This window comes from Mycolicibacterium austroafricanum, assembly GCF_902705885.1.
Lineage (GTDB): Bacteria > Actinomycetota > Actinomycetes > Mycobacteriales > Mycobacteriaceae > Mycobacterium > Mycobacterium vanbaalenii_A.
The window spans coordinates 35,001-47,787 of record NZ_CACSIP010000046.1; the positions used below are offsets into that span (position 1 = coordinate 35,001).

A 12,787-nucleotide genomic window follows, 5' to 3' on the forward strand; every position below is an offset into this window, starting at 1 on the left:
AGACAAGGAGTTTGTGACTTGACGGAGATTGTGCCCGACTCCGGTGTGCGCAATAGAAGCGATATCAGCAAATTCTTTCACGACATCGACGGCGATGCGGTGGGCACCTCGTTCAGGCAGGATTCGGCCGCGGACCGGGCCGAGCGGCCGACGGTGAGCGTGGTGCTGCCCACCCGCAACGAGGCCCTCAACCTGCCCTACGTCGCCGATCGGATGCCGCCCGTCGACGAGATCGTGGTGATCGACGGCGGGTCGGTGGACGGCACCGCCGAGGTCGCGCGCAGGCTGTGGCCCAACGCCACGGTGATCGAGCAGACCCGGGCCGGCAAAGGCAACGCGTTGGCCTGTGGGTTCCGTGCCGCCGCCGGCGACATCGTGGTCATGATCGACGGGGACGGCTCGACCGACCCGGCGGAGATCCCGTTGTTCGTGGAGGCGCTCATCGCCGGTGCCGACCTCGCCAAAGGCAGCCGGTTCTCCCAGGGTGGGGGAAGCGACGACATCACACAGTTTCGCCGGGCCGGTAACAAGGGGCTGAACTGGCTGGTGAATCGGCTGTTCCACACCGAGTTCAGCGATCTGTGTTACGGCTACAACGCCTTCTGGCGACGGAACCTGGACTGCCTGGACCTGCCCGCGATCGAACTCGCGGACCCACAGTGGGGCGACGGGTTCGAGATCGAGACCGTGATCAACGTTCGCGCGGCACGCAGCGGCTGGCTGATCCGCGAGGTGAGCAGCTTCGAGGGCAAGCGGCTTTACGGGCGTAGCAATCTCAACGCCGTCACCGACGGAATCCGGGTGCTGCGCACCATCAATCGTGAGCGACGCCAGCGCCACGCGGTGCGTGCGGGTGCCGTCGCCGGAAGGTCACGGTGACCGTCCAACACGCCACGCTCGATGATTCGGTCAGCACCGCGGTCTCGGTCAGTGTGGTGATCTGCTGCTACACCGTGGAGCGCCGGCAGAATCTGGACGCCGCCGCCGACGCGGCGCTGACCCAACTCCGCCCCGGTGACGAGATCATCGTCGTCGTCGACGGCAACGATCTCCTGTACCACGATCTGCTGTCGGCCCGCGGTCGAGAGATGACGGTCCTGGAGAACGTGTTTCGCCGCGGTTTGTCCGGTGCGCGAAACACCGGTCTGCAGCGAGCCTCTGGAGATGTGGTGGTGTTCCTCGATGACGACGCCGTGCTGCATCCCGCGGCGCTGGACGGGGTCAGGTCGGCCTTCGCCGACGCCGCCGTCACCGCGTTGGGCGGGGCGGTCCACCCGAACTGGCACTCAGGTGGTGAACCCCGCTGGTTCCCGCCGGAATTCGGATGGGTAGTCGGATGTGACTACCGCGGCCTGCCGTCCGACGGCGCGGCGATCCGCAACCCGATCGGAGCGGCGATGGCGGTTCGGCGTGCCGAACTGACCGGCATCGGCGGCTTCTCCGACCGTCTCGGACGGGTCGGGGCCGTGCCCACGGGATGCGAGGAAACCATGATGGGCATCGAGTTGAGCAGGCGTAACCCGCGGGGCCGGATCATCCGGCACACTGCATTCGCGGTGTCCCATGAAGTCCCCAGTGACCGAACGACGTTGTCGTACTTCGTCAGTCGGTGCTTCAATGAAGGCCGGAGCAAAGCGATGCTCACCCGGCTCTGTGGCCGGCAGACGTCACTGGAAAGCGAACGTGCCTACACGACCAGGACGCTTCCCATCGGAGTCTGGCGGGCCCGTCGGCAGCCGTCCCGCGTGCTGGCGCTCGGCGCGGGGCTGCTCGTCACCGCAGCGGGGTATCTCGTTGGGCTGGTTCAGACGACAAAACAGGGGGATGTTCGATGGTCAGAGTCCTCGGCTACCTGAGGGACGCCCGGGTCACCGGGTGGGTGTCTTTGACTACCCTGGTCTTCTTCGCTGCCGAATGGGTGGTCTCGGCGACCTGGCGTGGCTACTACGGATATCGCGAAGACCTCGTGGGCCCGCTCGGGGTGGCGTTCTGCGGCCCGGAGGGCAATTGGCCGTGCAGTGAGTTGTACCGGGTGATGAACGTCGCGCTGGTCCTGACCGGTCTGGCGATCGTCTTCGTGGCGGCGAGCCTGCTCGCACAGCGGGTGACCGAACGCGGCCACGCGACCCTGCTGATGGTCGCCGGGTTCGGTCTGGCGTCCTCGGGTGTGATCACCCATCAGGTGAGTTATACGTGGAGTCTCACCGCGACTACGGTTTTCACCACCCTGGGGTCGGTGAGCGTGCTGTTCATCGCGATGGGATCGAAGACCGAGATGTCGGCGGAGCGCCGGGGTATCGCCGTGATCGCCGGGGTCGTCAGCCTCGTCGGTTATTTCACCTATATCGACGGCCACGAGTTCTTCGGGCCGGGTGGGGCTCAGCGAATGGCCGTCTACGGCATCCTGGTGGCCGTCATCACCCTGGGGACTGCCGGGCTGCGATCGGCGCCCGCGCAGAATGCCGAAGTCCCAGAACTCGTGGAGGAGATGCGATGACGTGCGAACCGTCCCGGCGCCGCTGGAGTCGCGCGGTGGGTTCGGTCGGTGTTCTGGTGCTGTGCGGTTGTTCGCTGCCGTTGACACTGGGGCACGCCGAGCCGACCGGACCGCGAGTCGTCTTCGCCGACGAGTTCGACGGGCCGGCGGGCTCACCGCCGTCATCGTCGTGGCGGATCGAGACCGGCGGCGGTGGCTGGGGCAACAACGAACTCCAGGTCTACACCGACAATACGGACAACGTCAGCCTCGACGGCGCAGGCAACCTGGTGATCACCGCGCGCGGTGCGGCAATGGATCAGATCACGTCCGCGCGGATCACCACGCAGGGGAGTGTGGAGTTCACTTCGGGGCGCGCCGAGGCGCGCATCGCGCTGCCCGCAGGGGCCGGTCTGCATCCGGCATTCTGGTTGCTCGGCAGCGACGTCGACCGGGTCGGTTGGCCCGCTGCCGGCGAGATCGACGTCATCGAGACACTCAACGATGCCGCGGAGTATCACACCGGGGTGCACGCACCGAGGCAGGGAACCGCACGGGGACAGGAGGTTTCCGCTTCCGGTCCCGCGCCCTTCCCGTTGCCGGGTCAGTTCCACACCTACTGGGTCGAACGGTCGCCCGGGCGCATCGTCACCGGAATCGACGACCTGACGTTGTTCACGGTCACACCCGCGGATCTCGCGGCCGACAGCACCTGGGTGTTCGACGCCCCGTTCTTCCTCCTGTTGAACCTCGCGGTGGGCGGTTCGTGGCCGGGTCCACCGGATGAATCCACCCCGAACCCGTCGACGATGCTGGTGGACTGGGTGAGGGTGACGGCCACATGACACCACCCGCCGTGCTCGATCCGGCGATGCCGCCGCACTCGCGGCCCACCTGGCCGCATGCCCGCTGGATCGGCATGCTCGACCTCGACGACCGCGTCCACAACGCCGGCGGTGAGCTGGAGTTCGTCGCCCGGCACGCAGAGGCGTATCGCGACGCGCGAGTACTGCTGCGCCGCAACCGGCAGCCGATCGCGTTCGTCGACGCCCCCGTCGTCGACGGTCGGGTGTCGGTGCGGGTGCCCCCGCTCGGGGAACCCGACGGCCCCGGACACCCTTCGGTGCTGCCGCCGATGTCGGTAGTGGTGTGCACCAGGGACCGTCCGGAGCAGCTCGCGGACGCACTGCAATCCATTCTGTCGCTCGACTATCCGGATTTCGAAGTGGTGATCGTCGACAACGCTGCCCGTACCGACGACACGGTGAAGCTGATCGAGCGCATCGACGACCCACGGGTGCGCCTGGTGACCGAACCCGTTCCCGGGTTGTCGACCGCCCGCAACACCGGTCTCCGCATCGCCCGCCACAACCTGGTCGCGTTCACCGACGACGACGTCGTCGTCGACCAGCACTGGCTCTGCGGAATCGTCAGCGGGTTCGCACGTTCACCTCGGGTGTCGTGCGTGTCGGGCCTGGTGCCCAGCGGCGAATTACGCACAGCCGCACAGGCTTACTTCGACAAGCGGGTTTCCTGGGCGGTGTCGCTGCGACCGCGCCTCTACGACGTGGCGCAGCCGCCACCCGACCAGCCGCTGTTCCCGTTCCAGATCGGCCGGTTCGGCACCGGGGCCAATTTCGCGGTCAGAAGGGACCGCATTCTCGAGCTCGGCGGCTTCGACGAGGCGCTCGGAGCGGGCACCCCGGCGCAGGGGGGCGAGGACCTCGACCTGTTCTTCCGCGTGCTCACCACAGGTGACCTGTTGGCAACCGAACCCTCGGCGATCGTCTGGCACCGGCATCGAAGCGACAACGAGGCACTGCTGTCGCAGGCGCGTGGCTACGGCCTGGGACTGGGCGCCTGGTTGACGAAGGTGGCCCTGGATCCGGCGCACCGTCGGCTGGCGGTAACGGTGATCGGCAGACTGGTGGCAGGGCTGATCAGGCGGTCGTTTCGAGCGTCGTTGCGCACGGAGGTGGGTTATGGCGCGATCGTCACGTCCCTGACCCTTTTTCGCCCGGATGTTCCGACGTCGGTGGGCCGCACCGAAGTCCTGGCCGTGCTCGGTGGCCCCAGGGCACTGTGGCGTGGCCGGAGGCGAAGTGCGAAACCTCTGCCGATGGCAGAGCGCCGATGACTGCGACGCTGGAGGCGGTGGTCGGCGGCGTTCCCCCCGAGACCGCCTCGGCACCATCCGTGCACCGCCGGCTACCGGTGGGGTCGCTGCGGATGCCCGACCTCGCCGCCGCGGGTGCGGCGGTGGGTGCGATCGCGTTGCTGGAGCTCCCGTCCGGACTTCGGGCGGTCAGCCTGGCTCTGTTCGTCGCCGTCGGGCCGGGCGCGGCGGTCCTGACGTGGGTCCGTATCCCGCGGCGGGCACTGTTGGCCACCGTGCCGGTACTGGGTACAGCGATCGTCACACTCATCACCATCACCGCGATGTGGTCCTACCGGTGGACCCCGCCGGACATGCTCTGGGTGCAGGTGGTCGCGGTCGCCGCCAGCAGTGCACTCTGGTACTACCGCAGCGGTAGCACCCCGCTACAGGCCCCACGCCAGTGGCGCCGGCGCACAGTTGTCGTTCCACCAGGCCGGCCCCGCAAAAACGTTGTCCGGCGGCACCTGTCGCTGTTGCTGAGCGGCTCGGCGGTGGCGCTGTGGGCGGCGGCGGTCCCCGGTCTGCCCGGGGTCGACGCCAGTTACTACGGACTGTTGTTCTCCGGTACCGGGCCCCTGCTGGCCGGCTGCATCGTGCTGTGCACCTGGGCGCTGCTTGTCGCAGTCCGCGACCGACTGCTGCTTCCGGCGGCCGTGGCGATCGCGGCGGCGATCGTCGTCGCTCGGGTCACGACTTTCGTCGCCACCGAGGTGCCGCTCTACGACTGGACCTACAAGCATCTGGCAGTGGTGGACTACGTCTTGGTGCACGGCCGGATCGCACCCGACGGCACCGACATCTACACGCAGTGGTCGGCGTTCTTCGTGTTCTGGGCGTGGTTCTGCGAGGTGACCGGTGTGGCGCCGATGGCTGTCGCGCATGTGTTCGCGCCGGTGACGCACATACTGATCGCACTGATGGTCTACACCGCCGCCCGGGTCCTCGGACGATCCCGACGCACGGCGTTGACCGCGGCGTTCGTCGCCGAGATCACCAACTGGGTCGGGCAGGACTACTTCTCACCGCAGGCATGGTCGCTGGTCCTGGCCTTCGGCATGCTGGTCCTGCTGCTGGCCTCACCCCGCAGTCGGGCCTGCGGAGTGCTGAGCATCCTGGTCTTCGCGGCGATGGTGCCCACCCACCAGCTGACGCCGTTCTGGGCGGTGGCGGCGGCATCTGTGTTGTGCCTGTTCAAGCGGGCCCGGCCGCGGTGGGCCGCGGTGGCGATGGCGGCGATCGCTGTCACCTACCTGCTGCTGAACCTCGAAGCGGTGTTGCCCTACGGACTGCTCTCCGGAGGCAGCCCGATCAGCAATGCCGCGAGCAATGTCCTTACGTCCGGGCTGCCCGCCAAGGATTTCACCTCCGCGGTGGTGCGCGTGCTGTCGATCGTGGTCCTGCTGACCGCCTTTGGGTGTGCGGTGTGGTTGTGGCGCTGCGAACGGCCGGCGTTCGTGCTGTCGGTGCTGGCGTTCAGTTCGTTCGGCCTGTTGCTGGGGCAGAGTTACGGCGGTGAGGCCATCTTCCGCGTCTATCTTTACTCGCTGCTCGGTTGTGCACTGCTCATCGCTCCGGCGGTGGTCGGCGCTGTCGATCGGCTCGGATACTCTGGTCGGCGGATGCTCTGGCCGGGCGCAGCCGTCCTCGGGTTGACAGGTGCGTCGGTGGCCGGCCTGCACGGCTACGTTGCGTTGTGGCCCATGGTCTTCGAGACCCGCGCCCAGGTCGAGCTGATGGATCGCATTACCGATGGCGCTGACGTGCGCACCCGTCTGGTGATGTTGCGGCTGGGCGGCATGCCGACGCGCCTGAACGCCAGCTACGCCGAGGTGACCCGCTACAACCACTATTTCGACCAGACGATCGGGTTCGACCTGTGGGATTACCGGGACCCGAAGCTGCCGGAACTGAAAGCGGCTTTCCCCACGCCCCAGGACATGAAAACCCTTGACGACTATGCGCAGTACGACGCCTTCCGGGCCTACGTGCTGTTCAGCGAACAGTCCAATAAGGCGGTGAGGTATTACGGCGATTTCCGACCCGAGGCCGTCGATATCATGCAGGAGGCGCTCCGAAAGTCGCCGAACTGGACCGTGTTCCACGAGGATGGTGAGACGGTCGTCTTCCGGACCGCCCATGACTGGGATGTGCCGGCACAGACGACGGCCGACGGCGCCCGCTGACGTGCGCTACCCGACCTACCGGGAGCAGATCAGCGAATGTACTTGCTCTGCAACAGAATCGAGTGCGGCACCGACCCGCCGGCTGTCGAACAGCGAATCGTGATACGCCGCTGTCAGCCACAGCGCACCTGCGGTGCTGGACGTGGTGACGGTCATCCCCGACGGGTCGGCCGGATCGCTGGCGACCAGGATCCTGGCCGCGGCGAGCTCGCTGAACGACCATCCGGTTCGGGGGACGTCGCCGATGTTGGAATGCAGCAACCGCAACCGCGGCCGCGCGGGCACCTGCGACCGATGGTGACCGGCGCGAATCGCGGCACGGGCCTTCAGGGTGCTCACCACGAGGTTGGCCACCGGCCGCGCCATCCGTTGGGCTGCCGTCATTTCGGCGTGCAACGCGCGCGGGCCCTCCCGGCGATCGAGGGTGAACTCCAGCCCAGCCGAGAAGGTGGCCAGTGTGCTGTGCCCGCTGGGCAGGTAGGGGCGGACATCGAAGGGAACGGTCACGGTCGGATCGACGTCGAATCCGGCGTCGTCGAACGCCTGGTACAACGCGAAGGTGTAGAGGGCGAACATGCTGACGCCGGGCAACGCTGAATCGCGTAGCCGGCGCAACTCGGCGACGGTGTCCGCGGGTATCCGCCCGACGTGCGTCGCGGGACGCGGTGGGGACGTGTCGGATCCCGCCGTTGCGGACCCGGCCGGTATCGCTGCGGCGCCACGGCGATATTGCCGCCACAGTGGCCAGAGACGTTGCGGTCCAAGTCCGATGGCCCGCAGGGCGGCTTCCGGTAGCGGAGCGATCCGGTGCCGATAGTCGGCCCATACGTCCGGATCGGCAGGATCCACGCTGCCCAGGAGCACCGCGATGAGCATGTCCAGCAGGGGGACCTCGCCGAGTCCGTGGCTGAAGTCGATGGCCAGGTGGTCACCGGCGGCCAGCACCCGGATGCCGTCACCCGGCTGTTGTCTGAGGGCTGTCAGCAGCGTGACGGGGTCCGACGCCGGTTCGCGAACAGCGGTGCCGACGGCGTCGCCCACGGTGTCGGGGGAGTAGCGCCAACGGGTGCTGGTGGTCGAGGGCTGCAGCCCGACCCGTGTCACCGGACCCACCGTGGCCATCGCCGTGAACCGCGCGATGAGCTCATCGGTGGGCGGTAGCCGGACGGGACCGACGATCACCGCGGAACGCCGGTGACTGTGCGCCACGTCGAGTGTCGCGACCCGAACGGTGTCCGGCTGCCGGCGGCGCGGGGCGTGGACCATTTGCCTGCAGAACCTATCAGAGCGATATCTGCAGGTGCCGGCGATTCTGTCGCAGGGGGACAAGGACAATCGCGGGACGTCGCGACCCGGTTTAGTAGGTTCTGAGCATGGCCACCACCGACCGCGGCACCGTCGCGGGCCGATTGCGAGTCCGGACGCTGTGGTCGACCGCAGCGGCTGTGGCTGCCGGCTACGGGCTGTTCCTGATCGTCACCGCGGTCCGGCTGCCTGCCGGTGCCGAGCTGACCGGTCAGTTCGGCCTGCAACCAGCGGTGAAGGCTCTGGCCGCGGTGCTGCTGGCCGTCGCCGCGCTGGGCCACCCCGTCCCGCGGGAACGTCGTTGGCTGGTCGGTGCGCTGATCTTCTCGGCCGCAGGCGACTACCTGCTCGCCATGCCTTGGTGGGAACCGTCGTTCGTATTGGGTCTGGCGGCGTTCCTGGTGGCCCACCTGTGTTTTCTGGCGGCGTTGCTGCCACTGGCCGTTCCCACCCCCGGCCGCCTCGTGTCGGCGGGGCTGCTGATCGCGGCCTGCGTCGCGTTGCTGGTGTGGTTCTGGCCGCGGTTGCTCGTCGACGGTATGGCGGTGCCGGTAACCGTCTACATCGCGGTGCTGGGCGCCATGGTGTGCGCGGCGCTGCTCGCCGACCTCCCGACACCGTGGACTGCACTCGGTGCGGTCTGCTTCGCGGTCTCGGACGCGATGATCGGCATCAGCAAGTTCGTGCTGGCACCCGAGAACACCGAGGCACTGGCGGTGCCGATCTGGTGGGCGTACGCCACCTCGCTGCTGCTGATCACTGCGGGATTGCTGTTCGGTCGTTCGTCAGGACCGTCTGCTAGACCTGCGGTGTGACGACTACCCGGCACGCGGCCGAGCACGAACCGGTCGCTCGCGTGTTGCCGATGCTCTCGGTGCCCCACCTGGACCGCGAGTTCGACTACCTGGTGTCGGCCGACCAGTCTGACGATGCCCAGCCGGGAGTGCGCGTCCGGGTCCGGTTCCACGGTCGGTTGGTGGACGGGTTCGTGCTCGAGAGACGTTCGGACACCGACCATGTCGGAAAGCTCGGCTGGCTGGACAAGGTCGTCTCGGCCGAACGGGTGCTCACCCACGAGGTCCGCCGGCTGGTCGACGCAGTCGCCGCCCGGTATGCGGGCACCCGGGCCGATGTGCTGCGGTTGGCCGTACCGCCGCGGCACGCCAACGTGGAGAAGAAGCCGCCGAACCAACTCGAGCCGTTTGTTGCCCGACAGCCCGACACCTCCGACTGGTCCTCCTACAGCGGGGGTTCGCAGTTCATCGCGGCTCTGCAGGACAGCCGCGCGGCGCGGGCCGTCTGGCAGGCCTTGCCCGGCGAGTCGTGGTCCCATCGGCTGGCCGAGGCCGCGGCGGTGACCGTGGGCACCGGTCGCGGCGTGCTCGCGGTGGTGCCCGACCAGCGGGACGTGGACCTGCTCCACACCGCTGCGGTCGCCGGGGTCGAGGAGTCCCGGGTGGTGGCACTGTCGGCGGGGCTGGGGCCGGCGGAACGCTACCGGCGCTGGTTGTCGGTGCTACGCGGTGACGCCCGGCTGGTCATCGGCACGCGCAGCGCGGTCTTCGCCCCGGTGGCAGATCTCGGGCTGGTGATGATGTGGGACGACGGTGACGATTCGCTCGCCGAGCCGCGGGCGCCGTATCCGCACAGCCGCGAGGTGGCGATGCTGCGCGCCCACCAGGTCCGCTGCGCCGCGCTGCTCGGTGGGTATGCGCGGACCGCCGAAGCGCAGGCGCTGGTGCGCAGCGGCTGGGCACACGACCTCGCGGCGACTCGGCAGACGCTGCGGGTGCGGGCGCCGCGGGTGGTCGCACTGGAGGACAGCGCCTACGCACAGGAACGTGATCCGGCCGCGCGGACCGCGCGGCTCCCGTCGATGGCGCTGGACGCGGCGCGCACGTCCCTCACAGCCGGCTCACCGGTGCTGGTGCAGGTTCCCCGGCGCGGTTATGTGCCTGCGCTGGCATGTGCACGGTGCCGGGCGATCGCCAGATGCCGGCACTGCACCGGCCCAATGTCGCTGCCGGGTCGCGACGCCCCGGGAGCGGTCTGCCGATGGTGCGGCCGCGAAGAAGTGGCGCTGCGCTGTGCTCGATGCGGCTCCGAGGCGGTACGGGCCGTCGTCGTCGGCGCCCGCCGAACCGCCGAGGAATTGGGGCGGGCGTTCCCGGGGACTTCGGTCGTCACCTCCGGCGGTGACTCCGTGGTCGAGTCGGTGGCGGCGGGCCCTGCCCTGGTGGTCGCGACACCGGGCGTCGAGCCGGCTGTGGACGGCGGGTACGGCGCGGCGTTGCTGCTCGACGGGTGGGCCCTGCTGGGACGGCAGGATCTGCGCGCCGCCGAGGACACGTTGCGGCGGTGGATGGCCGCTGCCGCGCTGGTCCGCAGCCGCGCCGAGGGCGGTGTCGTCGTGGTCGTCGCGGAGTCGGCGCTGCCGACCGTGCAGGCCCTGATCCGGTGGGACCCGATCGGCCACGCCCAGACCGAGCTGGACTCCCGCGCCGAGGTCGGCCTGCCCCCGGCGGTACACATCGCTGCGGTGGACGGGGCCCCCGCCGCGGTGACGTCGCTGTTGGACGCGGCCGAGCTGGCGGAACCCGGCGAGCGGATCGGGCCGGTGGAGCTGCCGATCGGAGCGCGCCGACCACCGGGTGTGCCTGCCGATCTGCCGGTCAGCAGGATGCTGGTGCGGGTGCCGCGCGACGGCGGGTTGGCTCTGGCCGCGGCGCTGCGGCGGGCCAGTGCGATCCAGAGCGCGCGCCACGATCAGCAGCCGGTTCGTGTGCAGATCGACCCGCTGCACATAGGGTGATCTTGACTACACCCGACCGGAGGTGCCATGGGACGACTGCTCAGGTGGCTGATCCCGTTGCTCCTGATCGGGTTTGGCCTGTTCTGGCCCGTGATCGTGCCTGCCGGAAGCGACTCTGGCGCAGCGGTCTACGACCCGGTGGTGATCACCGACTACGACGTCGACATCGTGGTGGACACCGCTGGTGACATGTCCGCGGTGGAGACCATCACCACCGAGTTCCCCGGCGGACGCCACGGCATCTTCCGCTATTGGGACGTCACCAACCAGAACGACCCGCGGGTGCGGCAGAGGCCGATGGTCAACTCCGTGCTGCTCGACGGCGGACGGGTGCCCTACCAGATGCTGTGGGAGGACGGCCAGCGGTTCCGGGTGGCGAAGATCGGCGATCCGGACCGGACCTTGAGCGCCGGCACCCACGTCTTCGAGATCCGCTACACCATCCCCGGCGTCCTCGACCCCGGTGACACCGGCGCCGACAAGCAGTTCGCGCAGACCGTCGGTGGCCCGGGTGAGGCTCCGCCGTCGGGGGCTGAATTGACGGCTCCGCCGTCGGTGGCTGAATTGACGGCTCCGCCGTCGGTCTTCTTCTGGAACGTCATCGCCCCGTCCTGGAACAACCGCATCGAACGCGCCGACATCACCGTCACCCTCCCCACAGCGGTCGGCATGGCGCAATGTTCGGTCGGACTCGGTGTCGGTCGCGCCTGCGATGACCTCGCCATCAGCGGGGACACGGTGACCATGTCGGCCACCGCGCTTCCGCCCCGCACCCCGGTGACGCTGCGCGCCGGTGTGGACCTCCCCGCCCCGGCCCGGACCGACCTACCGTGGCCGCACGCCTGGGACGAGGTTCTCGGTCAGTCCGTCGGCGGGGTGATCTCGGTGGGCGTGCTGTCTCTGCTGTTCGGGCTCGCCGGGCTGGGCTGGTTCCGGATGACCCTCGAGCGGTCACCGGGCTTCCCGCTGCAGTACGCGCCGCCACCAGGGCTGGGGCCGGTGCAGACCGAGTACATCCGCACCGAGGCGATTCCCAAGAACGGGCTCACCGCGACGTTGTTCTATCTGGCCGAGCGCAGGCTGATCAGCCTGGAACAGGTCAACGACAAGCAGTGGAACATCCGCGGCATCGGTCAACCCGGCCAGTGGGCGGGCGTCGACCCGGTCAGCATGGCGGTCGCCAAGCGGCTCAAGGTGACCACACCGGGATCGGTGTTCCAGGCGAAGAAGACCGTCAAGTCGGGGGAGAGACTCAGCAAGGCCAAGGTCGACATGAACAAGGCCGCGGGTAAGTGGGCCACCACCAATCGACTGATGGTCAAGCGCAACAAGGAACTCTGGGTGCGCGTCGCCAACGCGGTGGCCTTTGTCCTGATGATCTGCGCGTGCTTCCTGTGGGGCTTCCCGGCGACCATGTGGGCGCTGCCCTTCGCAGCGTTCTTCGTGCTCTCGGCGGGATCGTGGAATCCCGGCGTCGGGACCAGACGCACCGCTGCGGGTCGCGAGCTGTGGTCTCGCGCCGGCGGCTTCCACCGCATGCTGGCCACCGACTCCGCCGAGGCCAGGTTCGACTTCGGCGCGAGGAAAGACCTGTACACGGCCTACGTGCCGTTCGCCGTCGCCGCGGGGGCCGCCGCCCTGTGGGCCAAGAAGTACGAGGCGTTCACCGGTAGCGCTGCGCCGCAACCGGACTGGTACAGCTCGTCGTCATCGTCGACGGGCTGGGGATTCGCCGCAGGGTCCGGCGGTCCCGATTTCGACAGTTTCGAATCGGCGCTGTCCTCCTCGATCGGTGCTTACACCGCCTCCCAGTCGTCGTCTTCGTCGGGCGGGGGCGGCTCCAGCGGCGGCGG

At 68.7% G+C, this 12,787-nt stretch carries 10 protein-coding genes; 9 read left to right on the forward strand and 1 reads right to left on the reverse strand.

Annotated features, from left to right (window positions below):
- The first annotated feature begins 18 nt into the window (after positions 1 to 18).
- Genes BEMPMBAN_RS26505 through BEMPMBAN_RS26530 form a run of 6 tightly spaced genes read left to right on the forward strand, consistent with a single transcriptional unit; the run spans position 19 to position 6,817 of the window.
- Entirely contained in the window at positions 19 to 879 is an 861-nt protein-coding gene (locus BEMPMBAN_RS26505) for a glycosyltransferase family 2 protein (RefSeq protein ID WP_159234526.1), read from the forward strand.
- A complete protein-coding gene (locus BEMPMBAN_RS26510) occupies positions 876 to 1,856 on the forward strand; it encodes a glycosyltransferase family 2 protein (protein WP_159234527.1) in 981 nt (326 codons plus the stop codon). Before BEMPMBAN_RS26505 ends, BEMPMBAN_RS26510 begins: the two co-directional genes overlap by 4 nt.
- Complete coding sequence (locus BEMPMBAN_RS26515) at positions 1,832 to 2,497, forward strand: hypothetical protein (protein ID WP_159234528.1); 666 nt, start codon at positions 1,832 to 1,834, stop codon at positions 2,495 to 2,497. The genes BEMPMBAN_RS26510 and BEMPMBAN_RS26515 overlap by 25 nt, the downstream gene beginning before the upstream one ends.
- Positions 2,494 to 3,321 (forward strand): glycoside hydrolase family 16 protein, encoded by an 828-nt coding sequence (locus tag BEMPMBAN_RS26520; protein WP_159234529.1) that lies wholly within the window; start codon positions 2,494 to 2,496, stop codon positions 3,319 to 3,321. Before BEMPMBAN_RS26515 ends, BEMPMBAN_RS26520 begins: the two co-directional genes overlap by 4 nt.
- A complete protein-coding gene (locus tag BEMPMBAN_RS26525; RefSeq protein WP_234897715.1) occupies positions 3,318 to 4,613 on the forward strand; it encodes a glycosyltransferase family 2 protein in 1,296 nt (431 codons plus the stop codon). The genes BEMPMBAN_RS26520 and BEMPMBAN_RS26525 overlap by 4 nt, the downstream gene beginning before the upstream one ends.
- Entirely contained in the window at positions 4,610 to 6,817 is a 2,208-nt protein-coding gene (locus BEMPMBAN_RS26530; protein ID WP_234897716.1) for a hypothetical protein, read from the forward strand. Before BEMPMBAN_RS26525 ends, BEMPMBAN_RS26530 begins: the two co-directional genes overlap by 4 nt.
- Before the next feature lie 15 nt (positions 6,818 to 6,832).
- Here BEMPMBAN_RS26530 and BEMPMBAN_RS26535 read toward each other — a convergent pair whose 3' ends face one another.
- Positions 6,833 to 8,083, reverse strand: a complete 1,251-nt coding sequence (locus tag BEMPMBAN_RS26535; RefSeq protein ID WP_159234530.1) for a hypothetical protein — start codon at positions 8,081 to 8,083, stop codon at positions 6,833 to 6,835.
- Positions 8,084 to 8,190: 107 nt separating this feature from the next.
- Here BEMPMBAN_RS26535 and BEMPMBAN_RS26540 point away from each other — a divergent pair, with 107 nt between their 5' ends.
- The 3 genes from BEMPMBAN_RS26540 to BEMPMBAN_RS26550 form a co-directional block, all read left to right on the forward strand.
- Positions 8,191 to 8,937, forward strand: a complete 747-nt coding sequence (locus BEMPMBAN_RS26540) for a lysoplasmalogenase (protein ID WP_159234531.1) — start codon at positions 8,191 to 8,193, stop codon at positions 8,935 to 8,937.
- A gap of 50 nt (positions 8,938 to 8,987) precedes the next feature.
- Entirely contained in the window at positions 8,988 to 10,934 is a 1,947-nt protein-coding gene (locus tag BEMPMBAN_RS26545; protein ID WP_159234539.1) for a primosomal protein N', read from the forward strand.
- Positions 10,935 to 10,961: 27 nt separating this feature from the next.
- Positions 10,962 to 12,787: DUF2207 domain-containing protein (locus tag BEMPMBAN_RS26550; protein ID WP_159234532.1), on the forward strand; the 1,826-nt coding region annotated here is incomplete at its 3' end.

What these genes read in the sequence shown, in the direction of transcription:
- BEMPMBAN_RS26515 (WP_159234528.1), top strand. Translation starts at nt 1,832, where the DNA reads ATGGTCAGAGTCCTCGGCTACCTGAGGGACGCCCGGGTCACCGGGTGG.
- BEMPMBAN_RS26520 (WP_159234529.1), top strand. Translation starts at nt 2,494, where the DNA reads ATGACGTGCGAACCGTCCCGGCGCCGCTGGAGTCGCGCGGTGGGTTCG.
- BEMPMBAN_RS26525 (WP_234897715.1), top strand. Translation starts at nt 3,318, where the DNA reads ATGACACCACCCGCCGTGCTCGATCCGGCGATGCCGCCGCACTCGCGG.
- BEMPMBAN_RS26530 (WP_234897716.1), top strand. Translation starts at nt 4,610, where the DNA reads ATGACTGCGACGCTGGAGGCGGTGGTCGGCGGCGTTCCCCCCGAGACC.
- BEMPMBAN_RS26535 (WP_159234530.1), bottom strand. Translation starts at nt 8,083, where the DNA reads ATGGTCCACGCCCCGCGCCGCCGGCAGCCGGACACCGTTCGGGTCGCG.
- BEMPMBAN_RS26540 (WP_159234531.1), top strand. Translation starts at nt 8,191, where the DNA reads ATGGCCACCACCGACCGCGGCACCGTCGCGGGCCGATTGCGAGTCCGG.
- BEMPMBAN_RS26545 (WP_159234539.1), top strand. Translation starts at nt 8,988, where the DNA reads ATGCTCTCGGTGCCCCACCTGGACCGCGAGTTCGACTACCTGGTGTCG.